This is a genomic window from Pseudomonas sp. OST1909, assembly GCF_015277575.1.
GTDB classification, from domain to species: Bacteria; Pseudomonadota; Gammaproteobacteria; order Pseudomonadales; family Pseudomonadaceae; genus Aquipseudomonas; species Aquipseudomonas synxantha_A.
Genome location: NZ_CP063780.1, coordinates 776,820 through 800,320, shown reverse-complemented (window position 1 = coordinate 800,320; position 23,501 = coordinate 776,820). Strand labels below are relative to the sequence as shown.

Here is a 23,501-nt window from a genome sequence, read left to right as displayed (position 1 = left end):
AAAACTCCCCAGCGATTTCCCCCTCGTCCGCACTTGAGAAGTTTTATCGTTTATCCTTGCAATGATTTGTTGCATATAGCGAGGAACACTTCGGATGATGATCCGCGATAACCGTCTCAAAACATCCCTTCTGCGCGGCCTGAGCCTCACCCTGCTCAGCCTGACCCTGCTCTCGCCCGCCGCCTATTCTGCCGACAAGATCGCCCTGACCTTGTACAACGGCCAACACAAGGAAGTCGGCGATGAACTCGCCAAAGCCTTTGAAGCCAAGACCGGCATTCACGTCAACGTGCGCAAAGGCAGCAGCAATCAGTTGGCCAGCCAGGTCGTCGAAGAAGGTGACCGCTCCCCCGCCGACGTGATCTATACCGAAGAATCGCCGCCGCTGAACAAACTCGGCGAGCAAGGTTTGCTGGCGAAGATCGATGCCAGCACCCTCGACGTGCTACCCAAGGATTACGTCGGTCGTAATGGTGATTGGATGGGCGTGACTGCACGCACCCGCGTGGTGGCGTTCAATCCAAAACTGATTGCTGAAAAGGACCTGCCCAAATCCGTCCTGGATTTCGCCGGCCCCGAGTGGCAAGGCAAGGTTGGCTTCGTGCCCACCAGCGGTGCCTTCCAGGAACAAGCCGTGGCGATCATCAAACTGCACGGTCGCGAAGCCGCCGAAGAGTGGCTGACCGGCCTGCGCGCCTTCGGCAAGGTGTACAGCAACAATATGGTCGCCCTCAAGGCCGTTGAAAATGGCGAAGTGGCCACCGTGCTGGTGAACAACTATTACTGGTTTGCCCTGAAAAAGGAAAAAACCAACCTGGACTCCCAACTGCACTACTTCACCGATGGCGATGCTGGCGGCCTGATCACCGTATCATCCGCTGCCGCACTGAAATCCAGCAAACACCCCAAAGAAGCTCAGCAACTGCTGGCATTCATGGCCAGTGAAGAAGGCCAGCGCGTGATCACCAACACCTCGGCCGAATACCCGCTGCGCAAAGGCATGGAGTCCAACCGTGGCCTCAAGCCCTTTAGCGAGCTGCAGCCGCCGAAAGTCACCCCAGCCGACCTTGGCAACGCCGAAGAAGCCTTGGAACTGGAACGTGATGTTGGCTTGAACTGATGACCGCGTCGCTAACGGCCGGGGCATTCAGCCCACGGCGCAAACGTCCGTCGATCTGGCTGTTGCTGCCAGTACTGCTGCTCGTCGGCCTGAGCCTGCTGCCACTGGCGTATGTCGGACTCAAGGCCTGGCAGGCCGGCTGGGCAGAGGCGGTGCATCTGCTGTGGAGGCCGTATGTGTTCGGCCTGCTGCGCAACACCCTCGCACTGATGGTCGGCGTGACCGTGACCTGCGGCGTGATCGGCCTGTCCCTGGCTTGGCTACTGGAACGCAGCAACCTGCCAGGACGGCGCATCTGGGGCGTGATCCTGTGCCTGCCGTTTGCCGTGCCGGCGTTTGTCAGCAGCTTTACCTGGGTGTCGCTGAGCGCCAACTTCGAAGGGCTGGGCGGCGCGATCCTGGTGATGAGCCTGTCCAAGTACCCGCTGGTGTTTCTACCGGTGGCCGCAACCTTGCGTAACCTTGACCCATCCCTGGAAGAGTCCGCGCGCACCCTGGGACTGAATCGCTGGGGCGTGTTCTTTCGCATCACCTTGCCGCTGCTGTGGCCGTCGCTATTGGCCGGGGCACTCCTGATCGCCCTGCACATGCTGGTGGAGTTCGGGGCCTTGTCGATCATCGGACTGCAGACCTTTACCACCGCGATCTACCAGCAATTCGAACTGGAATTCAGCAATGCCAATGCCGCAATGCTCTCGGCGGTGTTGCTGGTGATGTGCCTGACCTTGCTGTGGCTGGAGCTGCGCGTGCGCGGCAAAGGCCGGCATGTGCGCATAGGCCAAGGGGCGGCGCGACATGCCGCACAGGTCCGGTTGGGCAAATGGGCGCCTTTGGGCCAGGTGTATTGCCTTGGGCTGGCGATCATCGGCAGCGGCATTCCGCTGGGGATGCTCGGTTATTGGTTGGCCGTCGGATCTTCCGCCGCGTTTCCACTGGCTGAAATTGGCGAGGCGTTGCTCTCCTCACTTGCCTTGTCGCTGGGAGGCGCGGCGTTGTGCCTGGTACTGGCGGTGCCCGTAGGTTTGCTGGTGGTGCGCTACAAAGGCCAGTTGGCACTGTGGGCCGAACGCCTGCCCTACCTGCTACACGCCCTGCCCGGCCTGGTGATTGCACTGACACTGGTGTATTTCGCGCTGCATTATGTGCCGGTGCTGTACCAGACCTCGGCGTTGCTGCTGATCGCTTATGCGCTGCTGTTCTTGCCATTGGCCCAGGCGCCGATTCGTACGGCCTTGAACAAAGCAGCACCGCAGCTGGAAGAAGCGGCGCGCACGCTGGGGGCTTCGTCGTTCAGTGCGTTTTGTCGGGTGACGCTGCCGATTATCTTTCCAGCGCTGGGGGCTGCGTTTGCGTTGGTGTTCCTGGATGCGATGAAGGAATTGACGGCGACGTTGCTGCTCAGCCCTACGGGGTTGAATACCTTGGCGACGGCCGTGTGGGCGCATACTTCGAATGTGGAGTTTGCGGCGGCGGCACCTTATGCAGCGTTGTTGATATTGGTGTCGGGATTGCCGGTGTATTTGCTTACGACTCGGATGTATCTGAGTCGCTGAGACCGCTATCGGGGGCAAGCCCCCTCCCACATTGGAACGCATTCCAAATGTGGGAGGGGCTTGCCCCCGATGAGGCCGGCACAGGCAACACTAAGCCCGGAACTGCCCCAGACTCGCCTTCAACTGCGCCGCCAACCCATCCAGCACCTTGCCACTGGCTGTCGTCTCCACCACTGCCTGCGCCGCACGCTCAGCCTGGGCATGGATCACTTCGACCCGCCCACGCACCGCATGGGCGCCCTGAGCCTGGTGCTCAGCCGCACGCGTCGCCAGACCAATCGCGGCGTGCACCTGCTCGACCGACGCCTGCACTGTCTGCTGCAAACGCACACTGTCGCGCAACACCAGCAAGCCCTCATTGGCCTGGCGACCAGCCTTGCCGATGGTTTCCACCGCCTCACGCGCGCCCTGTTGTAACGCCACGATATGCGCCTGGATATCGCCTGTGGAGCTTTGGGTCTTGCTGGCCAGCGCACGCACTTCGTCCGCCACCACGGCAAAGCCACGTCCAGTCTCACCCGCCCGCGCCGCTTCGATAGCCGCATTCAGGGCGAGCAAATTGGTTTGCTCGGCAATGCCATGAATCACGGTAAGTACGACTTCGATCTGCTCGCTTTGCTGCGCCAGCCGCTCGATCACCTGGGAGCCAGCCTGCACCTGCCCCGCCAACGCCTCGATCAAGCTGCCGACCTCAGCCGAGGTGCGCGAGTTCTCATCCGTGGCCTGGCGAATATCCACCACCTGCTGCAAGGCCGCTTGCATGGCGTGGCTTTCGGCCTGGGCCTCGTCAGCCATCTGCGAAAGTGCGCGCAAGCTCTCTGCAACCTCGTCGCGCTGCAAGCCCGCTGCCGCGTCGGCGCCCGCGTTACGCAATGTCATGGCGCCGATTTCCACACCGGTACGCTGGGCCACATCGCCCGCCTCGCGCACGATGGGCTGCAACTTATCCACAAAGCGATTGACCGCCGAAGCCATATCACCGATTTCGTCCTTGCTGTTGATCTGCACACGCTTGGTGAGGTCGCCCTCCCCTGCCGCGAGGTCATCCATGGCGGCAATAAGCAGCTTGAGACGATTGACCACGCGCCGGCCCAACACAACAGCGAGTAACAGCAATACGCCAAGCCCCACCAATGCCAGGCCCATGCCAATACGCCAACGCAGGGTGCCCGCCGCTTCTTGTACGGCACTGGAGGTGTTTGCAGTCATTTGGGTGGCAGTTGCCTGTGCCGACTGCAGCCTGGCGCCCATGGCGCTGGCACTATCAGCCGCCGCTCCCTGCAGGCTGTCGCCCACCAGTTGATCACCGCTGGCGATCAGCGCGGCAAAGCGCTTATCCAATGCTTGCAGATCGGCCTCAACCGCAGCGGTCGACACGCCCATGCGCACCTTGCCAATTTCCACACCATTTGGGCTGATGGAGGCTTCGACGTAGTACACCGACGGGTCTGTCTTGGCCGCGTTCAACACCTTATCGAGGGCACGCTCACCCGCGCCCTTTGCCAGCAACGCCTGGTTGATCGGGTTATCACGGTTCAGATAACGCGTCAGGTGCTCACCCGCGGCGTCGTCATACACGACAAACAACACATTGGGATTGCGTTGGGCACGCCGGGCAAATTCCGAGAGTGTTGGCACATCGCTGTCCCACATGGCGCGGGGTGCGACGGAGGCCAGCAACTGCGCCATGTCATTGGCGGAGTCTTTCAGGTCTTTTTCCAGGGTCGCACGCAGTTGCTTCTGCTCTTCCTGCAGACGCGTGGAAAGCCCGGCTGTCAGGCGCTGGCGCGTGCTGGAGGACAAGCTGTCCAGGCTGGACATGACCTCCTTGCCGGCCTGGGCCAATTCGCCAGACAGTTTCTGACTATCGATGCCCAGACGATTACCCAAATCAGCTTCCAGCGCGGTCACGGTGCTCCGCGTCAGCGCGACGGCAACCAGCACTTGCACCAAAAGGGCGATACCAAGGGTAACGAACACCGGCCGCAACAGACGGCTTTGTAACAACGAGAGAACGGCAGACACTGGAAACCCCTCCACCACGGGTGCCACTAATTTGATAGCACCTCGAAAGAGGGAAACACAGCAAGGGTCGTGCCGTTTGCCAGACAGAAACGACAAAGGGCTCCCGAAGGAGCCCTTTGCTTTTTACATCAACAGTTTATTAAGCGAACGGGTGACGCAGAACGATGGTCTCGTTGCGGTCCGGGCCGGTCGAAATAATGTCGATCGGTGCACCGATCAGCTCTTCCACACGCTTGATGTAAGCGCGGGCGTTGGCTGGCAGTTCTTCCAGGGTCTTGGCGCCCACGGTCGATTCGGTCCAACCTGGCACTTCTTCGTACACAGGCTGCAGGCCCACGTAGCTGTCAGCGTCGGTCGGGGCAACGTCGTTGCCTTGTGCGTCTTTGTAGCCGACGCAGATGTTGATGGCTTCCAGGCCGTCGAGTACGTCCAGCTTGGTCAGGCAAATGCCCGAAATGCTGTTCACATCGATAGCGCGACGCAGGATAACGGCGTCGAACCAACCGCAACGACGAGCACGGCCAGTGGTGGCGCCGAATTCGTGACCTTGCTTGGCCAGGTGCGCGCCAACGTCGTCGAACAGTTCAGTCGGGAACGGACCCGAGCCTACACGGGTGGTGTAAGCCTTGGTGATGCCCAGGATGTAGTCCAGGAACATCGGACCAACGCCTGAACCTGTGGCAACGCCGCCAGCAGTGGTGTTGGAGCTGGTCACGTACGGGTAGGTACCGTGGTCGATGTCCAGCAACGAGCCCTGGGCGCCTTCGAACATGATGTCTTTGCCGGCGCGACGCAGGTCGTGCAGCTCGGCGGTCACGTCCAGCATCAGCGGCTTGAGCAGCTCTGCATATTCCTTGCACTCGGCCAGGGTCTTGTCGAACTCGATGGCAGGCTCTTTGTAGTAACCGACCAGCATGAAGTTGTGGTAATCCACCAGTTCACGCAGCTTGTCTTCAAAACGCGGCATGTTGAGCAGGTCGCCCACACGCAGGCCACGACGCGCTACCTTGTCTTCATAGGCCGGGCCGATGCCGCGACCGGTAGTGCCGATCTTCAGCTCGCCCCGCGCCTTTTCACGGGCCTGGTCCAGCGCAACGTGGAACGACAGGATCAGCGGGCAGGACGGGCTGATGCGCAGGCGCTCGCGCACCGGTACGCCTTTCTCTTCCAGCTTGGTGATCTCGCGCAGCAGGGCGTCAGGTGCAACTACCACGCCGTTGCCGATCAGGCACTGCACGCCTTCGCGCAGTACGCCCGACGGGATCAGGTGCAAGACGGTTTTTTCGCCATCGATGACCAGGGTGTGGCCAGCGTTGTGGCCACCCTGGTAGCGCACTACGGCGGCAGCATGTTCGGTCAGCAGATCAACGATCTTGCCTTTGCCCTCATCACCCCATTGGGTGCCCAGGACTACGACATTCTTACCCATAACACTTGTCCTCATTCGCGCAAACTTGGTGCCGGCGATGGCCGGCAGGAAAACTCAAGAAGCCAGTGGCGATACTTGCCAAAGCCCGTTCTGCTGAATCAATTGCCGGTCGCAGTCCGCTTCACGGGCGGCGGCCAATGGCTGCCCAGGCAAGGCCTGGACCACACGCAGACCCTCACTGCGTAACTGGCAAACCTGCTGCCAGAGCGCCGCGTCCGTACTGTCGGGCATCCAGATGCCACCAGACGGCAGCTCGACCTCAGCACGCCCCAGGGTCACCAGGGTTTTCAAATCGGTGGAAAAACCAGTGGCCGGACGCGCGCGACCGAAGTCGGCGCCGATATCGTCGTAACGACCACCTTGGGCGATGGCCTGGCCAACACCCGGGACAAATACCGCGAACACCACACCGGTGTGGTAGTGGTAGCCGCGCAACTCGCCCAGATCAAAATACAGCGGCAACTGCGGGAACCGTGCCGACAAGCGTTCGGCAATCGCCAGCACGTCATCCAGTGCCGCCAATACCGGCGCCGGCGCATTGGCCAGGCGCTCACGCGCAGCCACCAGCACTTCACGACCACCGCACAGGTCCACCAGCGCACGTAGCATACCGGCCAGTTCAGCCGGCACACCCTCGGTCAGGGCGATTACTTCGTCGATTGCCTTGCGCTGCAGGGCATCGAACAACTGTTGCTCCACTTCACCGGACAAGCCGGCCGCACGGGCCAGGCCACGATAGATACCGACGTGGCCCAGGTCCATGTGGACATCCGGCACGTCAGCCAGTTGCAGCATGGCCAGCATCAGGCTGATCACTTCAACGTCGCTGCTCGGGCTGGCATCGCCGTACAACTCGGCACCCAACTGGATCGGGCTGCGCGAAGACGACAAGGCTCGCGGCTGGGCATGCAACACGCTGCCGGCGTAGCACAGGCGGCTCGGACCTTCGCGGCGCAGGGTGTGCGCGTCGATGCGCGCCACTTGCGGCGTGATGTCGGCACGGAACCCCATTTGCCGGCCCGATTGCGGGTCGATCACCTTGAAGGTGCGCAGATCCAGGTCCTGGCCCGCGCCAGTCAGCAGGGATTCCAGGTACTCGATATGGGGAGTCACGACAAACTCGTAACCCCAGCTCTGGAACAGATCCAACACCTGGCGACGCGCTACTTCAATGCGCGCAGCTTCTGGTGGCAGTACTTCTTCGATACCATCTGGCAGCAGCCAGCGGTCTACCGTTGCCATTACGCCATTCCCCTTTGATCCGGGCGGCCAGCCCTCGGCCGAGCCTTGAGTGAAGCAGAAAATACCCGCCTCCTGCATAAACCACGCGCAAGAGCGACGTGACGAACGGCCTGCAAACGGCCTCGTCGGGCACTTTCCTCGAAAAACCTGTCACGCCTGCCGAATCAAACATGCAGACGCAAAAAAGCCGGGAATTTCCCGGCTGCCGCATCATACACCCGTTTTCTGAAAGGATCACCCCGCCAGGCATTTTAGCCGCCCGACGGAGTGGGCCCTACAGAATCACAGGCCTGTTACTTGGACTTTTCCAGGTAGCGGAAGAAGTCGCTGCTTGGGTCCAGCACCAGAACGTCGGTTTTGTTCGCGAAGCTTTCACGGTAGGCACGCAGGCTACGGTAGAACGCGTAGAACTCCTGGTCCTGGCCGTAAGCCTTGGCGTAGATCGCCGCCGCTTGAGCATCACCATCACCGCGGGCCTCTTCAGACTCACGATAGGCTTCTGCCAGCAGGACTCGGCGCTGACGGTCAGCATCGGCGCGGATACCTTCAGCCAGCTCGTTACCCTTGGCACGGTGCTCACGAGCTTCACGCTCACGCTCAGTGCTCATACGTTCGAACACGCTGCGGTTCACTTCCTTGGGCAGGTCAATGGCCTTGACCCGGACATCGACGACTTCGATACCCAGCTCTTTTTCCGCCATGGTGTTCAGCGAACGGGTGATATCCGCCATCAGCGCATCACGTTCACCAGAAACCACCTCATGCAGGGTGCGCTTACCAAACTGGTCACGCAGGCCCGATTCCAGACGACGGGACAAACGCTCGTCGGCAATCTGCTTGAGGCCGGAGGTCGCGGTGTAGAAGCGCTCGGCATCCTTGACGCGCCACTTGGCGTAGGCGTCAACCATCACGGCTTTCTTTTCCAGGGTCAGGAAGCGCTGTGTCGGTGCATCCAGGGTCATCAGGCGGGCGTCGAACTTGCGCACCTGGTTGACGTAGGGGACTTTCACATGCAGGCCCGGCTGGACATCCGCCTGGACCACGCGACCGAATTGCAGCAGCACCGCACGCTCGGTCTGAGCCACGATGTAGAAGCAGTTCCAGGCAGCGATGACCACGACGACGCCCACAATCAGGGCGGTCAGCGATTTATTGCTCATCAACGACTCTCCCTGGTACGTGTTTGCTGTTGCAGCAAGTCAGCGGCCGCACGGGCGCTCGCTTCGTTGGCAGCGGCATTCGAACCGGTGGACGGTGCGCTGGTGCCGCTACGACCACTTTCGATCATCTTGTCCAGCGGCAGGTACAGCAGGTTGTTCTGCCCACCCTTGTTGCCGGTCACGAGAACCTTGCTGGTGTTGCTGAAAACTTCCTGCATGGTGTCCAGGTACAGACGCTCACGCGTAACTTCCGGCGCCTTGCGGTACTCGGCAACCAGCTTGGTAAAGCGATCTGCCTCACCCTTGGCGCGCGAGACCACTTCGTCGCGATAACCGTTGGCATCTTCAAGGATGCGCTGGGCCTGACCACGGGCTTCCGGCACAACGCCGTTGGCATAGGTTTCAGCCTGGTTGCGCGAACGCTGCTCGTCTTCACGGGCGCGGATCACATCGTCAAACGCTTCCTGCACTTCACGCGGTGCCGCGGCGCTCTGTACGTTCACCTGAGTGACAGTGATACCGGTGCGATAGGTATCGAGGAACCGTTGCAGGCGCTCCTTGATTTCACTGGCCATCAATTCACGACCTTCGGTCAGCACCTGGTCCATGGCGGTGGAACCGACCACGTGGCGCAGGGCGCTTTCGGTTGCGTGTTGCAGGCTGATCTCCGGCTGATCAACGTTCAGCACGAAGTCCTGCAGGTTGCTGATCTTGTACTGCACGGTCAGCGGCACTTCGACGATGTTCTCGTCTTCGGTCAGCATCTGGCCCTGCTTGGTGTACGCACGCTCACGCGTGACGTTTTCCATGTACTTCTTGTCGATCGGCGGGAAATAGATGTTCAGGCCCGGCCCGACAGTCTCGTAGTACTTGCCGAAGCGCAGCACCACGGCTTGCTCCTGCTCGTCCACCACGTAGACCGCGCTGTACAGCCATACGGCCGCGAGCACGACAAGGCCCAGGCCCAGCAGGCCGTAGCCGCCGCCCTTGCTGGTGCGACCGCCGTCGTCACCACCACGTTTTTTTCCACCACCGAACAACCCATTCAGGCTTTCCTGCAGCTTTCGGAAGGCCTCGTCGAGATCCGGTGGCCCCTTGCGGTCGCCATTATTGCGGCGCTTACCACCCCAAGGATCCTGATTATTCGAGTTGCCACCCGGCTCATTCCAAGCCATAGCGCTCTCCATCTGATAAAGCAAAGACGCACCCACGGCGCGCCGACCAATGCTACAGAATGCCTGCTACTGCGGCACAACCGCTTTCTCAGGCTTTTATTGCAAAGTGTGTTGTTCGATGAACTCCGCCGGCACAACACCCTCGCGACTGACCAGTCGATTGAGCTCCGAGCGTGGCAATCGAACGGCCAGCAAGCTGACACCTTCTTCATCGTGTTCTTCTTTCTGTACCGCACCCAGTTCGAAAAACTGTGCCCGCAGTCGAGCAAAACGCTGCGGCAAGCGCAAGGTGCCGACAAACAAATCGCTGCCCAGCAGTTCGGCAATTGCTTGCTCAAGCAGCTCCAAACCACTGCCATCACGCGCCGACAGCCAGACCCGCTGGGGCTTGCCGTTTTCGTCACGCTGGATTTGTGGCTCAACACCTTCAAGCAAATCGAGTTTGTTATAGACCTCGAGGATCGGCAAGTCCTGGGCACCAATCTCGCCCAGCACCACCATGACCTGTTCAATCTGCAACATGCGATCCGGTTCGGCCGCATCGATCACGTGCAGCAGCAGGTCGGAATTGCTCGACTCTTCGAGCGTAGACCGAAATGCCTCGACCAGCTTGTGCGGCAAGTGACGAATGAAACCCACGGTATCGGCCAGGACAATCGGCCCCAGGTCGTCTATGTCCAGACGGCGCAAGGTCGGGTCGAGGGTGGCGAACAGTTGGTCGGCCGCGTACACGTCCGATTTCGTCACGTTGTTGAACAGCGTGGACTTGCCGGCGTTGGTATAGCCCACCAGGGACACGGTAGGGATATCCGCACGGGAACGGCCACGGCGCGATTGTTCGCGCTGGCTGCGGACTTTTTCCAGGCGGCCCTTGATCTGGCGCAGGCGAACCCGCAGCAGACGCCGGTCGGTTTCCAGCTGGGTTTCACCCGGACCGCGCATACCGATACCGCCACCTTGACGCTCAAGGTGAGTCCAGCCGCGAACCAGGCGGGTGCTCATGTGATCAAGCTGGGCCAGTTCGACCTGGAGCTTGCCTTCATGGGTACGGGCGCGCTGGGCGAAAATATCGAGAATCAGGCCGGTACGGTCGATCACGCGACACTCGAAAACACGTTCGAGGTTACGCTCCTGACTGGGCGTGAGGGTGTGATTGAAGATCACCAGATCGGCTTCTTCAGCATGAACCAGGTCGCGCAGTTCCTCGACCTTGCCGCTGCCGATCAGGTATTTGGCGGTTGGCCGATGACGCGGCACGTTAAAAAACGCAACGGTCTCGGCGCCGGCCGAATTTGCCAACTCCTGAAACTCCTGCGGATCTTCGCGCGCCTCAGGGTCCTGTCCATCCAAGTGAACGAGGATTACTCGCTCACCACCACCGTGGCGCTCAAAGAACAAAGGAGACTCCTATCAGGCGTTACCTGGCTCAGCGTCACCCTGTTCATCACCTGCTGCGCTAGGCAGACGGATAGGACGAACTGGAACGACTGTCGAGATAGCGTGCTTGTAAACCATCTGGCTGACGGTGTTTTTCAGCAGGATCACGAACTGGTCGAACGACTCGATCGTGCCTTGCAACTTGATACCGTTGACCAGATAGATGGAAACCCCAACTTTCTCTTTACGTAAAGTATTCAAGTAAGGGTCTTGTAGCGAATGCCCTTTTGACATGTGCCGCACTCCTTTAAGGATCAATAATAAAAAATCGGAAAATAGATAGCTTATGGCCGTCACACCCCCAAGGATAGACGGCAATTGCAAGGACTCAGCTCAATATGGAGACCGTTCCCAAGTATTTCAAGGCGCGTGACAGATTGTCGCTGTCCAGGCTGTCCAACCAGTGCAAATCGCTCCAGCTGCGCAGCCAGGTGAACTGGCGCTTCGCCAATTGGCGCGTGGCGATGATGCCGCGCTCCTGCATTTCGGCTGACGTCAGCTTGCCATCCAGATGATCCCAGACTTGGCGGTAGCCTACAGCACGTATCGAAGGCAGCCCGGCATGCAGGTCACCTCTTGAACGCAGTGCTACGACCTCGTCCACAAACCCCTGTTCCAACATAATTGTGAATCTTTGTGCAATTCGTTCATGCAGCACCTGGCGATTTGCCGGAGCGATGGCCAGATTCGCCACAGTATAGGGCAATTGTGACTGTCCAGATGCGCCTGCATCAGCACTTTGCGCACTTTGTTTCAGCCTGTGTTCAGTCATGGTCCGGCCACTCACACGCCAGACTTCCAGGGCACGGGTGAGGCGCTGGGGGTCATTGGGGTGAATGCGCGCCGCGGACACCGGGTCCACCGCCGCCAATTGGTCGTGCAGGGCTTGCCAGCCGAGGCGTGCGGCCTCTTCTTCGAGTTCGCCGCGCACCTGGGCATCGGCAGGCGGCATATCGGCCAGCCCTTCCTGCAATGCCTTGTAGTAGAGCATGGTGCCACCCACCAGCAGCGGGATATTGCCGCGCGCGGTGATCTCGGCCATGGCCGCCAGGGCGTCGGTGCGAAAATCCGCAGCCGAATAGCTCTGCGCCGGGTCGATGATGTCGATCAACTTGTGCGGATATTGGGCCAATAGCGCTTTGGACGGCTTGGCCGTGCCGATATCCATGTCCCGGTAAACCAGGGCAGAGTCGACACTGATCAACTCGCAGGGCAGCACCTTGGTCAGCTCGATGGCCAGGTCGGTCTTGCCGGCGGCCGTGGGGCCCATCAGGAAGATCGCGGGGGGCAAGGCGCTCATCAACGGCCGCGCAAGAACAGTTTGTCCAGATCGTCCAGGCCCATTTGGGTCCAGGTCGGTCGGCCATGGTTGCATTGGCCGCTGCGCTCGGTGTTTTCCATGTCACGCAGCAGGCCGTTCATTTCCGGCAGGGCCAGGCGGCGATTGGCGCGGATGGCGCCGTGGCAGGCCATGGTGCCGAGCAATTCGTTGATATGCGCCTGGATACGGTCGCTGGTGCCGTATTCCATCAGGTCTGCCAGCACGTCGGCCACCAGGCGGTTGGCTTCGGCCTGCTTTAGCAGCGCGGGAATCTGACGGATCGCCAGGGTTTCCGGGCCCAGACGTTGTAGCTCAAAACCCAGCTTCTGGAACACGCTGTGGTGCTCTTCGGCGCAATCGGCCTCTCGCTGGCTGACTGCCAGGGATTCGGGCACCAGCAATGGCTGACCGCTGAGGCCTTCGCTGGCCATGGCGATCTTCAGGCGCTCGTACATGATCCGTTCGTGGGCGGCATGCATGTCCACCAGCACCAGGCCATGGGCGTTTTCCGCGAGGATGTAGATGCCCTTGAGCTGCGCCAGGGCATAGCCCAGCGGCGGGATATCACCGCCACCTTCGGGCAACGCGACAGCAGCACCCGCCTCGGCACCCGGCAGCGGCGCAAAAAACTCCCGGTACGCCGCCTGGGCCTCGGCCACCGGCACGGTCGACTGCGGACGCGGCGTGTATTGATACTGGTAGCCTGCACCGGCGCCTGCGTTCGGCGCCGTGTAGGTCGGTTGCGACTGCGGCGATTGCAGCAGGTTGGCCGCCAGGCTCATTTCACCCTGGGGGCCGAACTCTCCGGCTTCCGGACCGCTCGGGCGCACCACCGCCGTGACAATCGGCGCTGACAGTTGATCATCCGGGCGCACATCGCCCAAGGCGCGATGCAGCGTGCCATACAGGAAGTCATGCACCATGCGCCCGTCCCGGAAGCGTACTTCGTGCTTGGTCGGGTGCACGTTGACGTCGACCACCGACGGGTCGACCTCGAAGAACAGCACAAACGTGGGGTGCCGGCCGTTGAACAGTACGTCGCGATAAGCCTGGCGCACCGCATGGGCTACCAGCTTGTCGCGAACCGCACGGCCATTCACAAAGAAGTACTGCAAGTCGGCCTGGCTACGGGAGAACGTCGGCAACCCCACCCAACCCCACAACCTCAGGCCATTGCGCTCGATTTCAATCGGCAGCGCCTGCTCCAGGAAACCGCTGCCGCACACGGCTGCCACACGTCGTGCGCGGGCGGCGTCGTCGTTGGCTTCGTGCAGGCTGAGGATGGTCTTGCCGTTGTGGCGCAGGTGAAACGCCACATCGAAACGGGCCAGGGCCAAGCGCTTGATGACTTCTTGCAGGTGATCGAATTCGGTTTTCTCGGCCTTGAGGAATTTGCGCCGCGCCGGGGTGTTGAAGAACAGGTCGCGCACTTCTACCGAAGTGCCCACTGGGTGTGCAGCCGGCTGGACCCGAGGCGCCATGTCGCGGCCTTCGGTTTCCACTTGCCAGGCTTGCTCGGCGTCGCGGGTGCGGGAGGTCAGGGTCAGGCGCGCCACGGAACTGATGGAGGCCAGGGCCTCACCGCGAAAGCCCAGGCTCATGACCCGCTCAAGGTCTTCCAGGTCGCGGATCTTGCTGGTGGCGTGACGCGCCAGGGCCAGCGGCAGATCATCGGAGGAGATGCCGCTGCCGTCATCACGTACCCGCAGCAACTTGACGCCGCCCTGCTCCACGTCGACATCGATGCGCTTGGCACCGGAGTCAATGCTGTTTTCCAGCAGTTCCTTGATCACCGACGCCGGGCGCTCGACGACCTCACCCGCAGCAATCTGGTTAGCCAGGCGCGGGCTGAGCAATTCGATGCGCGAGCCGCTGTTCAACAAAGATTCGCTCATTACTGTGCCGCCAATTCAGTGCCGGGAATGGTCAATACCTGGCCAATCTTCAACTCATCGGTTTTCAGGTTATTGGCGCTGCGCAAAGCCGCAGGCGTGACCTGGAAACGTACCGCCAGCATGGCAACGGTGTCGCCGGGTTGCACACGATGGTCGCGCGGGCCCTGGGCGATTTTGCCGGAGTCGCGCAGCCAGGCGATGTAAGTGCCGGGCGGCGGGTTCTGCTGGAAGAACTGGCGCACGCCTGCGCTGATGGAGCGCGCCAGCGCTTGCTGGTGGCTGGAGCTGGCCAGCTTGGAGGCCTCGTTGGCGTTGGAGATAAACCCGGTTTCCACCAGGATCGACGGGATATCCGGCGACTTCAGCACCATGAACCCGGCTTGCTCCACACGCTGTTTGTGCAGCGATGTCACGCGGCCGATGTTACTCAGGACTTTCTGGCCAACGTTCAGGCTGGAGGTCAGCGAGGCAGTCATCGACAGGTCGAGCAGCACGCCGGCGAGCATCTTGTCCTTGTCATCGAGGGACACGTTGCCGGCCCCGCCGATCAAGTCGGAGCGGTTTTCACTGTCGGCCAGCCAGCGGGCGGTCTCGGACGTGGCACCGCGATCCGACAGGGCAAATACCGAGGCACCAAATGCAGCAGTTGAAGGCGCGGCGTCGGCGTGAATGGACACGAACAGGTCAGCGCCCTTCTTGCGCGCAATTTCGGTACGGCCACGCAACGGAATGAAGTAGTCACCGGTGCGGGTCAGCTCGGCGCGGTAGCCTTTCATGCCGTTGACCTGGCGTTGCAGCTCGCGAGCAATGGCCAGTACCACGTCTTTCTCATGCTGGCCGCGTGAGCCGGAAGCCCCCGGATCTTCGCCACCGTGGCCGGCGTCGATCACCACGATAATGTCGCGCTTGCCGGCCGGCGCGGGCGGCGGTGGTGGCAACTTGACCTGGGGTTGCGACGGGTTGACCGGCACCGCAGGCACGGTAGCCACGCTTGGCGTCGGCGCAGGCGGTGGTGCCGCGTCGGCGGGGTTGTCGAACAGGTCGACCACCAGGCGGTTACCGTATTGGGCGTTGGGCGCCAGGGAGAAGCTCTTTGGCGTAACGGCCTTTTTCAGGTCGATGACCACGCGCAGGTCAGTCGGCGTACGCTGGGCCGAGCGCATGGCGGTAATGGGTGTGTTGGCGGTAGAGACCTTCAGCGGCGCGGCCAGGCTCGCACCGTTGATGTCGATCACCAGGCGATCAGGCGCCGTCAGGGTGAAGACGCTGTGCTGGACCGGGCCAGACAGGTCGAACACCAGTCGCGTGTTATCCGGCGCTCGCCACAGGCGAACACTTTTTACCTGTGAAGCAGCCAGAGCATTGACAGTCATTGCCGCAAGCAACACCCCCACGACAGCAACCAACGCGCGAAAGCGCATACCTAACCCCACCAATTTTATTTGAATTCCAATGCCAGAGCGGTGCACCACGCTTCAGCGCGCACGCTCTGGGGCAACAACTTCAGCTGACGTCCGTGCTCATGCGGCGTAATGGTAATGGTCATGTCTGGCTTTGGCAAAAAGCCTGTGCCTTTATCTGGCCATTCGATCAGGCACAGCGCATCTTCATCGAAGTAATCACGGATGCCCATGTACTCCAGTTCCTCTGGATCTGCCAGGCGATAAAGATCGAAGTGGAAAGCACGCACGTCGCCGATCTCGTAGGGCTCGACCAACGTAAAGGTCGGGCTTTTTACCGCGCCGGTATGGCCCAGGCCGCGAATAATCCCCCGGGACAATGTGGTTTTGCCTGCGCCGAGATCGCCTTCGAGAAAGATCAACCCTGCCCCTTGCGTGACCTGCGAAAGACGCTGCCCCAACGCGACCATGGCCTCTTCATCTGCCAGGAAAAGAATTACTTCAGGCACGGCGACTGCTCCTCCAGCAATTGACGAATGGCAGGGATCAGGTCGCTGGCAGCCAGCCCCCGACCAAAACTGCCCTGGCGGTCTCCAGCGGTAGCGTGCAACCACACGGCCAGGCAGCTTGCCTCGTACGCGGGCATACCCTGAGCCAATAGCGCGCCGACCAGACCAGCCAAGACATCACCGAGCCCCGCCGTCGCCATCGCCGGGTGGCCTTGATCACAACGGGCAAGCCGTCCATCCGGACTGGCAATCAAACTGCCAGCACCCTTTAGGATAGCCACTGCATTGAATTTTTGGCTCAACACGCGCGCCACATTAAGGCGATCGGCCTGAACCTCGGCTGTCGATAGCCCCAACAAACGCGCAGCTTCGCCCGGATGAGGAGTAATCACACAGTTGGCCGGCAGCTCGACGCTGCCAGTGGCCAGTTGATTGAGCGCGTCGGCGTCCCACACCTGCGGCTGGCGGGCATTGGCCGCGACCGACAACAGGCTTTTGCCCCAAGCGGCATCGCCCAGGCCCGGGCCAATGACGATCACCGAGATTTTTTCCAGCAGGCCCATCAACTGGTTGGCCGAGCTCACGCCGACAGCCATGACTTCCGGCAGCCGGGCCAGAGCGGCTGGCACATGTTCCGGTCGAGTTGCCAGCGAGACCATGCCGGCGCCGCTGCGCAGGGCACTTTCGCTGCTCAGCAGCGCCGCACCGCCAAAGCCACGGTCACCACCGATGACCAGCAGGTGGCCGAATTGGCCCTTATGGGCGTCCGGAGAACGCGCAGCCAGTTGCGGCAAATGGCCGGGCAACAACAGCTGAACGTCGGTAATTGGGTGTTTTGTCTGAGGCATGCGTCTTCAAGCTCCGATGTCTGGCAGAATTATACGCATCTAACCTGTGGTTTCCCGTGTCTCATGCCTGCTATTACCTCCGATCTGCCCGCCCTCGCCCAATCGATCAAAGACTGGGGCCGCGAGCTGGGCTTTCAACAAGTCGGCATCAGTGGCCTGGACCTGGCTGAGCATGAACAGCACCTGCAACGCTGGCTCGACGCGGGCTACCACGGCGAGATGGACTACATGGGCGCCCACGGCAGCAAACGCTCCCATCCCGATGAACTGGTACCCGGCACCTTGCGCGTGGTGTCACTGCGCATGGACTACCTGCCCGGCGACACCCAGATGGCGCAACTGCTGGGCCAGCCGGAAAAAGCCTATATCTCGCGCTACGCCCTGGGCCGCGACTATCACAAGCTGATCCGCAAGCGCGTGCAGCAGCTGGCCGACCGCATCCAGGCGCAGATCGGGCCGTTCGGCTTTCGCGCCTTTGTCGACAGCGCGCCGGTCCTGGAAAAAGCCATCGCCGAACAAGCCGGATTGGGCTGGATCGGTAAAAACACCCTTGTGCTCAACCGCAAGGCCGGCAGTTATTTCTTCTTGAGCGAACTGTTTGTCGATTTACCGTTGCCGGTGGACCCACCCCACACTACCGAACACTGCGGCCGTTGCACGGCGTGCCTGGACATCTGCCCCACCAACGCCTTCGTCGGTCCTTACGTGCTGGACGCCCGGCGCTGCATTTCCTATCTGACCATCGAGCTAAAGAGCGCCATTCCCGAGGACCTGCGCCCACTGATCGGCAACCGCGTCTTTGGCTGCGATGACTGTCAGATCGTTTGCCCATGGAATCGTTTCGCTCGACCCACTGCCGAAAGCGATTTCAAGCCCAGGCACAACCTGGATAACGCCGAGTTAGCCGAACTGTTTATGTGGGACGAGGATAAATTCCTCAGCAGCACCGAAGGCTCCCCCCTGCGCCGCGCCGGTTACGAGCGCTGGTTACGCAATCTGGCCGTGGGCCTGGGCAATGCGCCGTCAAGCATTCCGGTATTGGAAGCCTTGAAGGCGCGGCGGGACTACCCCTCAGAGCTGGTTCGCGAGCATGTGGAATGGGCGCTGAACCAGCACGCGGCCCGCTAGTGTACGTCGTCGTTGTAGACGAACTTGGGCATTTCCCAGTGAAAACGGATCGCCAGCAGGCGCAATAGAAAGCCGCTGAACAGCGTCAGCAGAATCGCCTGTTCGCTGGGCAGTTCCAGATACAGGCACAGCAAGTAGAACCAGGCAGCCAGGAACGACACGCTGGCGTACAACTCGCGGCGGAAGATCAGCGGAATGTCGTTACAGAAGATATCCCGCAGGATGCCGCCGAATACGCCGGTGATGACCCCGCTGACCGACGCCACCAACATGCCGTGGCCCATTTCCAGGGCGGTCATGCAGCCGATCAGGGTGAATGCCACCAACCCCAAGGCGTCCAGCGCCAAAAACAGCGAGCGCAGGCGGCGCATCAGCGGCGCGATAAAGATCGTCACCAGCGCCGCCACGGAGGTCAGCACCAGGTACTCCGGGTGCTTGACCCAGGTCAGCGGGTAGTGGCCGAGTAGCACATCGCGCACCGAACCACCGCCCAGGGCCGTCACGCAGGCGATCAGCACCACGCCAAACCAGTCCATGCCGCGCCGACCGGCGGACAAGGCGCCGGTCATGGCTTCGGCGGTGATGGCGATGAGGTAGAGCATCAACAGCATGATGGCGATCCTTGCAGGGAGGCCGGCAGTCTAATCATTTGCTGATGGCACCAAAAGGGGGCGTTTGGCGATAAACCGCGTCGCCTGTATCGCAGGCAAGCCAGCTCCCACACTTTGAATTTGCGAATCCATTCTAATGTGGGAGCTGGCTTGCCTGCGATGGGGCACTCACTGGCGCCGTAGAATCAAGCCTTGATGAAATGCTTGCGGTAATGCTGCAACTCGGCGATCGACTCACGAATATCATCCAGCGCCAGGTGCGTGCTGCCTTTATGGAAGCTGTCCTTGACCTCCGGGGCCCAACGCGCAGCCAGTTCCTTAAGTGTCGATACGTCCAGGTTGCGATAGTGGAAGTAGCTCTCCAGCGCCTTCATATGCGTATAAAGGAAGCGACGGTCCTGGCAGATGCTGTTGCCGCAGATCGGCGACTTGCCCTTGGGCACCCATTTTTCCAGGAATGCGATGGTTTCGGCTTCGGCTTCGGCCATGCTGATGCGGCTGTCGCGCACACGCTGGGTCAGCCCGGAGTTACCGTGGGTGCGGGTGTTCCACTCATCCATGGTGGCGAGCACGGCGTCGCTGTGGTGGATGGCGATCACCGGACCTTCGGCCAAGGTGTTGAGGTTGCTGTCGGTGACAATCGTCGCCATCTCGATGATGACGTCGCTGTCGGGGTTCAGACCGGTCATTTCCAGATCGATCCAAATCAGGTTCTGTGGGTTTTGCATGGCTTGATTCTCTTGGCACCTTGGCGTAGCTGCGCAGTTTAGCAGGCGGGGCCGTGCTAGACTCGCGACCGTTTTACCCAACTTTTGCATTATCGACACGGAACACCAATGGCCAAACGCCAGCTCAACCGTCGCCAAAACTGGCGCATCGAAAAGATTCAAGGTGAACGCGCAGCGCGTGCCGCCAAACGTGAATCCTCCGCCGTGGAAGCGCTCGAGGGCGGCGACCTGGGCCCCGAACAAACAGGCCTGGTAATCGCGCACTTTGGTGTGCAAGTCGAAGTCGAGGCGCTGGAAGGCGAACTCGCAGGCTCGGTGTCCCGTTGCCACCTGCGCGCCAACCTGCCTGCGCTGGTGACCGGCGACAAAGTCGTGTGGCGCGCCGGCAACCAGGGCATCGGCGTGATCGTCGCCCAGTTGCCGCGCAGCACCGAGCTGCGTCGCCCCGACAGCCGTGGCCAGCTCAAGCCGGTGGCAGCCAACGTCGACATGATTGTGATCGTGTTCGCACCACTGCCCGAGCCCCATGCCAACCTGATCGACCGCTACCTGGTCGCGGCCGAACACGCCGGCATCCGCCCGCTGTTGCTGTTGAACAAATTCGACCTGATCGACGAGCAGAACGCCCCGGCGCTCAATGCGTTGCTGGCGGTCTATCGCACCCTGGGCTACCCGGTGCTGGAAGTGTCGGCCCATCACGGCAACGGCATGGAACAGCTGCAACAGCAGCTGGACGGGCGGATCAGCGTGTTTGTCGGCCAGTCTGGCGTGGGCAAGTCATCGCTGGTCAACAGCCTGTTGCCGGAAGTCGAGACCCGCGTGGGGCCGCTGTCGGAGCTTTCCGGGCAAGGCACCCACACCACCACCACCGCGAGGCTGTTCCACTTCCCCGGCGGCGGCGAGTTGATCGACTCCCCGGGTATTCGTGAATTCGGCTTGGGCCACGTCAGCCGCAGCGATGTGGAAGCGGGCTTTATCGAGTTCAACGACCTGATCGGCACCTGCCGCTTCCGCGACTGCAAACACGACCGCGAGCCGGGCTGTGCATTGCTCAAGGCGCTGGAGGATGGACGCGTGCAACAGCAGCGGATGAACAGCTATCGGTCGATTATTGCGAGCTTGCCTGAGAGCAGTTATTGACGGTCAATTTCTTGATACACATAAACCACGGCGCTGAACGCCCTAGCCCATTGATTTAACAGGAGCGGGCATCAAGAATCCGGATCAACTGGGTGGCTCATACACACAAGCCAGCTTGTATTCAGATTTCCTGATGCCCATAATTGCTCCGTCACCAGCGAAAGCTGGCAGGAGTCTGGATCCTTTTCGGGGTTGATCCAGCGGCGCAGAAGGGGCGAAGCAAGCTCCGCTGCGTGTCGAATGAAGCCGCCTTCGGGCGGCTTTGCTTTTTGTGGGGAATTAACATTTGGCTCTCTACTATCACCCCAAACAAGGCGACGTGCTGCTGTGTGACTTCACACGAGGTTTTGTTGCACCGGAAATGCTGAAGATCCGCAAGGTTGTCGTGATATCGCCTACCGCGACCCACAATCGCAAGCTCTGCACCGTGGTGCCAATATCCTCTACTGCGCCAGAAACCCAGCACGACTGGCACCACTTGCTACGCACCAATCCACTTCAGTCCGATGGTTATAAAGAGCTTTGGGTGAAGTGCGACATGATTTATACCGTCAGCTTCGAGCGCCTCGACAAGCTGCATAGAAAGACTCGCACAAAAGGCCGAGAGTACTTTGTCCCACGCCTGTGCGCCGACGACATGCGAGGCGTAGTTAATGGTGTCAAAGCCTACCTGCCACTCTGACCGCCAATGAAAACGCCCCGAATGATTCGGGGCGTTTTGGTTTCTGCTGTAGAGAGATAAGTTACGAGGCCGGCGCAGGCACCGTAGGATCCTTCACCCCGCCATCATCAAACAGGTTCAGCTTCTGCCGCAACTCATGGGCCGGCAGTGGTTCCTGCTCAGGCGGCAGTGCGTTGGGGTCGGCCGGCACTTCGCCTGGCGCACCATCGCCCTGAGTCGGTACCGGTGGCGGTGGTTGGTCGCCTTCAATCGCACGCTGGGCTTTTTTGGTCAGCACCACGATATCGATACGGCGGTTGACCGGGTTGAACGGGTCTTTGGGGTCGAACAGTTGCGAGGAGGCAAAGCCCACCACGCGCGCCACTTGCGGGTCCGGATAGCTGCCGGCCACCAGCGCACGGCGGGCGGCGTTGGCGCGGTTGGCCGAGAGCTCCCAGTTGCCGAAGTCGCCCTGGCCCGCGTAGGGCTTGGCGTCGGTATGGCCGCTGATGCTGATCTTGTTCGGTACCGCCTTGATGGTGTCGGCCATGGCCAGCAGGATGTCTTCAAAGTACGGCTTCAAGCGCGCACTGCCGGAATCGAACATCGGCCGGTTGGCGGCGTCCGTGATCTGGATGCGCAGCCCTTCGGGCGTGATCTCGAACGAAATCTGATCCTTGAATTTCAGCAGTTGCGGGTTTTCCTCAACCTTGGTCTGCAACTCCTGCAGCAACAGTTCCAGGCGTTCCTGCTCGACCTGCTCGGCCATGGTTTCGACGGTATCGCGCTCAATCGGGATTTTTTCCTGGGGCGACTCAGTTTGCACTTCCGGGTTGATGGTGCGCTCTGGCGCCAGTTGCGGTGAACCGCCCAGATCGATGACAAATGGCGTACCGCTTTCCGAAAAGCCAATCGGGTCTTTGAAGTAACCGGCGATGGCGATCTTCTGTTCTGGCGTGGCGGTGGACATCAGCCACAGCACCAGGAAGAACGCCATCATCGCCGTGGCAAAGTCGGCGAATGCGATTTTCCAGGCACCACCATGGTGCCCCGCAGCGAAGCGCTTGACGCGCTTGATGATGATCGGCTGGTTGTTTTCCATGGCTTAGCGACCGCGAACCGCTTGTTCCAGCTCGGAGAAACTTGGGCGATGCTTGGGGTACAGCACCTTGCGCCCGAACTCCACGGCCAGCGATGGCGGCATCCCCGATGCCGAAGCCACCAGGCACGCCTTGATCGCTTCGTAGAGGTTGACCTCTTCCTTGGCATCGTGGGCCAGGGAAGTGGCGAGCGGGCCGAAGAAGCCATAGGCCGCGAGAATACCGAAGAAGGTACCCACCAGCGCCGCACCCACGTGCATGCCGATGGCCGCTTGATCGCCCTCGCCCAAGGACGCCATGGTCACCACGATACCCAGCACCGCCGCGACAATACCGAAACCGGGCATGCCATCGGCGATGCCGGTCACGGCATGGGAAGGATGCTCCAGCTCTTCCTTGAGGCTGAACAACTCCATGTCGAACAGGCCTTCCAGCTCATGGGGAGCCATGTTGCCGGAGGACATGATGCGCAGGTAGTCACAGATATACGCGGTCATGCGCTCATCTTTGAGCACGGCCGGGTACTTGGCGAAAATCGGGCTGGCGGCGGCGTCTTCGATGTCGCCTTCGATCGCCATCATGCCTTCGCGGCGGCTCTTGTTGAGGATCTCGTAGATCAGCCCCAGCACTTCCAGATAGAAGGTGTGGGAAAAACGCGAACTGAACATGCCCAGCGATTTCTTGATCACGTGCATGGTCATGTAGCCGGGGTTGGCCTGCAAGAATGCGCCAAACGCGGCGCCGCCGATGATCAGCACTTCGAAAGGTTGGATCAGTGCGGCGATTTTACCGTGGGAGAGGACGTACCCTCCGAGCACACTTGCGATGACGACAATGATGCCGATAATTTTAGCCATAGGAGATGGGTACTTGCGCCGTCGGGTTCATGGACATAGTGGGTGCAGCAGAAAACTCTTGTTCTACTTATCGGCAAAACTGCGCCAGACTATAGCCCGTTAAGGCGAAAAGCCAATTCGGCCCGTTCCGGGTGTGTTGAACACAAGTGATGATCGCGCCCC

The 23,501-nt window shown here is 60.8% G+C and carries 21 protein-coding genes; 5 read left to right on the top strand and 16 right to left on the bottom strand.

The window, feature by feature from the left end; genetic code table 11:
- Positions 1-94: 94 nt before the first annotated feature.
- Together IH404_RS03490 and IH404_RS03485 are read left to right on the top strand one after the other, a co-directional pair.
- Positions 95-1,120, top strand: coding sequence for an iron ABC transporter substrate-binding protein (locus IH404_RS03490; RefSeq protein WP_194439954.1), 1,026 nt, complete (start codon positions 95-97; stop codon positions 1,118-1,120).
- Complete coding sequence (locus IH404_RS03485; RefSeq protein ID WP_194439953.1) at positions 1,120-2,673, top strand: iron ABC transporter permease; 1,554 nt, start codon at positions 1,120-1,122, stop codon at positions 2,671-2,673. The genes IH404_RS03490 and IH404_RS03485 overlap by 1 nt, the downstream gene beginning before the upstream one ends.
- A gap of 90 nt (positions 2,674-2,763) precedes the next feature.
- Here the strand turns inward: IH404_RS03485 and IH404_RS03480 are convergent, their stop codons facing one another.
- The 12 genes from IH404_RS03480 to IH404_RS03425 form a co-directional block, all read right to left on the bottom strand.
- Positions 2,764-4,698, bottom strand: coding sequence for a methyl-accepting chemotaxis protein (locus tag IH404_RS03480; RefSeq protein WP_005784240.1), 1,935 nt, complete (start codon positions 4,696-4,698; stop codon positions 2,764-2,766).
- 139 nt (positions 4,699-4,837) lie between these two features.
- Positions 4,838-6,127: an adenylosuccinate synthase gene (locus tag IH404_RS03475; protein ID WP_005784238.1), complete on the bottom strand. Its 1,290-nt coding sequence runs from the start codon at positions 6,125-6,127 to the stop codon at positions 4,838-4,840.
- Between the two features lie 54 nt (positions 6,128-6,181).
- The gene (locus IH404_RS03470; RefSeq protein WP_005784236.1) at positions 6,182-7,369 is read right to left on the bottom strand and encodes an ATP phosphoribosyltransferase regulatory subunit; all 1,188 of its coding nucleotides are present in this window, start codon (positions 7,367-7,369) and stop codon (positions 6,182-6,184) included.
- A 293-nt stretch (positions 7,370-7,662) separates the two neighbouring features.
- Positions 7,663-8,529 (bottom strand): protease modulator HflC, encoded by an 867-nt coding sequence (hflC, locus tag IH404_RS03465; protein ID WP_003188064.1) that lies wholly within the window; start codon positions 8,527-8,529, stop codon positions 7,663-7,665.
- The gene (gene hflK, locus IH404_RS03460) at positions 8,529-9,704 is read right to left on the bottom strand and encodes an FtsH protease activity modulator HflK (protein WP_005784234.1); all 1,176 of its coding nucleotides are present in this window, start codon (positions 9,702-9,704) and stop codon (positions 8,529-8,531) included. Before hflK ends, hflC begins: the two co-directional genes overlap by 1 nt.
- Positions 9,705-9,800: 96 nt before the next feature.
- Entirely contained in the window at positions 9,801-11,102 is a 1,302-nt protein-coding gene (hflX, locus tag IH404_RS03455) for a ribosome rescue GTPase HflX (protein WP_003188061.1), read from the bottom strand.
- 12 nt (positions 11,103-11,114) lie between these two features.
- Positions 11,115-11,375, bottom strand: coding sequence for an RNA chaperone Hfq (gene hfq, locus IH404_RS03450; protein ID WP_003188059.1), 261 nt, complete (start codon positions 11,373-11,375; stop codon positions 11,115-11,117).
- 94 nt (positions 11,376-11,469) lie between these two features.
- Positions 11,470-12,441 carry a tRNA (adenosine(37)-N6)-dimethylallyltransferase MiaA gene (gene miaA / locus IH404_RS03445; protein WP_005784231.1) on the bottom strand — a complete coding sequence of 324 codons (972 nt, stop codon included), beginning with the start codon at positions 12,439-12,441 and terminating at the stop codon, positions 11,470-11,472.
- Positions 12,441-14,342, bottom strand: coding sequence for a DNA mismatch repair endonuclease MutL (mutL, locus tag IH404_RS03440; RefSeq protein ID WP_194440643.1), 1,902 nt, complete (start codon positions 14,340-14,342; stop codon positions 12,441-12,443). The genes miaA and mutL overlap by 1 nt, the downstream gene beginning before the upstream one ends.
- A gap of 14 nt (positions 14,343-14,356) precedes the next feature.
- On the bottom strand, positions 14,357-15,778 hold the full coding sequence (locus IH404_RS03435) for an N-acetylmuramoyl-L-alanine amidase (protein ID WP_005784227.1): 1,422 nt from the start codon (positions 15,776-15,778) through the stop codon (positions 14,357-14,359).
- 17 nt (positions 15,779-15,795) lie between these two features.
- On the bottom strand, positions 15,796-16,266 hold the full coding sequence (gene tsaE, locus IH404_RS03430; protein ID WP_005784225.1) for a tRNA (adenosine(37)-N6)-threonylcarbamoyltransferase complex ATPase subunit type 1 TsaE: 471 nt from the start codon (positions 16,264-16,266) through the stop codon (positions 15,796-15,798).
- On the bottom strand, positions 16,254-17,114 hold the full coding sequence (locus IH404_RS03425) for an NAD(P)H-hydrate dehydratase (protein ID WP_194439952.1): 861 nt from the start codon (positions 17,112-17,114) through the stop codon (positions 16,254-16,256). The genes tsaE and IH404_RS03425 overlap by 13 nt, the downstream gene beginning before the upstream one ends.
- Positions 17,115-17,177: 63 nt before the next feature.
- Here IH404_RS03425 and queG point away from each other — a divergent pair, with 63 nt between their 5' ends.
- Entirely contained in the window at positions 17,178-18,242 is a 1,065-nt protein-coding gene (queG, locus tag IH404_RS03420; protein ID WP_005784221.1) for a tRNA epoxyqueuosine(34) reductase QueG, read from the top strand.
- On the opposite strand, the gene IH404_RS03415 is transcribed toward queG, so the two are convergent.
- Positions 18,239-18,856, bottom strand: coding sequence for a trimeric intracellular cation channel family protein (locus IH404_RS03415; RefSeq protein ID WP_172833454.1), 618 nt, complete (start codon positions 18,854-18,856; stop codon positions 18,239-18,241). The genes queG and IH404_RS03415 overlap by 4 nt on opposite strands.
- 182 nt (positions 18,857-19,038) lie before the next feature.
- The gene (gene orn, locus IH404_RS03410) at positions 19,039-19,581 is read right to left on the bottom strand and encodes an oligoribonuclease (protein ID WP_005784217.1); all 543 of its coding nucleotides are present in this window, start codon (positions 19,579-19,581) and stop codon (positions 19,039-19,041) included.
- Positions 19,582-19,689: 108 nt separating this feature from the next.
- Between orn and rsgA the strand changes: the two genes are divergently transcribed.
- Together rsgA and IH404_RS03400 are read left to right on the top strand one after the other, a co-directional pair.
- Positions 19,690-20,721 (top strand): small ribosomal subunit biogenesis GTPase RsgA, encoded by a 1,032-nt coding sequence (gene rsgA, locus IH404_RS03405; RefSeq protein WP_034117434.1) that lies wholly within the window; start codon positions 19,690-19,692, stop codon positions 20,719-20,721.
- Positions 20,722-21,007: 286 nt separating this feature from the next.
- Entirely contained in the window at positions 21,008-21,403 is a 396-nt protein-coding gene (locus tag IH404_RS03400) for a type II toxin-antitoxin system PemK/MazF family toxin (RefSeq protein WP_005784213.1), read from the top strand.
- A 61-nt stretch (positions 21,404-21,464) separates the two neighbouring features.
- Here IH404_RS03400 and motB read toward each other — a convergent pair whose 3' ends face one another.
- Positions 21,465-22,484, bottom strand: a complete 1,020-nt coding sequence (gene motB / locus IH404_RS03395; protein ID WP_005784211.1) for a flagellar motor protein MotB — start codon at positions 22,482-22,484, stop codon at positions 21,465-21,467.
- Between the two features lie 3 nt (positions 22,485-22,487).
- Positions 22,488-23,339: a flagellar motor stator protein MotA gene (gene motA, locus IH404_RS03390; protein ID WP_005784209.1), complete on the bottom strand. Its 852-nt coding sequence runs from the start codon at positions 23,337-23,339 to the stop codon at positions 22,488-22,490.
- Between the last annotated feature and the right edge of the window lie 162 nt (positions 23,340-23,501).

What these genes read in the sequence shown, in the direction of transcription:
- IH404_RS03425 (WP_194439952.1), bottom strand. Translation starts at nt 17,114, where the DNA reads ATGCCTCAGACAAAACACCCAATTACCGACGTTCAGCTGTTGTTGCCC.
- motA (WP_005784209.1), bottom strand. Translation starts at nt 23,339, where the DNA reads ATGGCTAAAATTATCGGCATCATTGTCGTCATCGCAAGTGTGCTCGGA.
- orn (WP_005784217.1), bottom strand. Translation starts at nt 19,581, where the DNA reads ATGCAAAACCCACAGAACCTGATTTGGATCGATCTGGAAATGACCGGT.
- IH404_RS03475 (WP_005784238.1), bottom strand. Translation starts at nt 6,127, where the DNA reads ATGGGTAAGAATGTCGTAGTCCTGGGCACCCAATGGGGTGATGAGGGC.
- queG (WP_005784221.1), top strand. Translation starts at nt 17,178, where the DNA reads ATGCCTGCTATTACCTCCGATCTGCCCGCCCTCGCCCAATCGATCAAA.
- hflC (WP_003188064.1), bottom strand. Translation starts at nt 8,529, where the DNA reads ATGAGCAATAAATCGCTGACCGCCCTGATTGTGGGCGTCGTCGTGGTC.
- IH404_RS03435 (WP_005784227.1), bottom strand. Translation starts at nt 15,778, where the DNA reads ATGCGCTTTCGCGCGTTGGTTGCTGTCGTGGGGGTGTTGCTTGCGGCA.
- IH404_RS03490 (WP_194439954.1), top strand. Translation starts at nt 95, where the DNA reads ATGATGATCCGCGATAACCGTCTCAAAACATCCCTTCTGCGCGGCCTG.
- rsgA (WP_034117434.1), top strand. Translation starts at nt 19,690, where the DNA reads ATGGCCAAACGCCAGCTCAACCGTCGCCAAAACTGGCGCATCGAAAAG.
- hfq (WP_003188059.1), bottom strand. Translation starts at nt 11,375, where the DNA reads ATGTCAAAAGGGCATTCGCTACAAGACCCTTACTTGAATACTTTACGT.
- IH404_RS03470 (WP_005784236.1), bottom strand. Translation starts at nt 7,369, where the DNA reads ATGGCAACGGTAGACCGCTGGCTGCTGCCAGATGGTATCGAAGAAGTA.
- miaA (WP_005784231.1), bottom strand. Translation starts at nt 12,441, where the DNA reads ATGAGCGCCTTGCCCCCCGCGATCTTCCTGATGGGCCCCACGGCCGCC.
- hflK (WP_005784234.1), bottom strand. Translation starts at nt 9,704, where the DNA reads ATGGCTTGGAATGAGCCGGGTGGCAACTCGAATAATCAGGATCCTTGG.
- IH404_RS03485 (WP_194439953.1), top strand. Translation starts at nt 1,120, where the DNA reads ATGACCGCGTCGCTAACGGCCGGGGCATTCAGCCCACGGCGCAAACGT.
- motB (WP_005784211.1), bottom strand. Translation starts at nt 22,484, where the DNA reads ATGGAAAACAACCAGCCGATCATCATCAAGCGCGTCAAGCGCTTCGCT.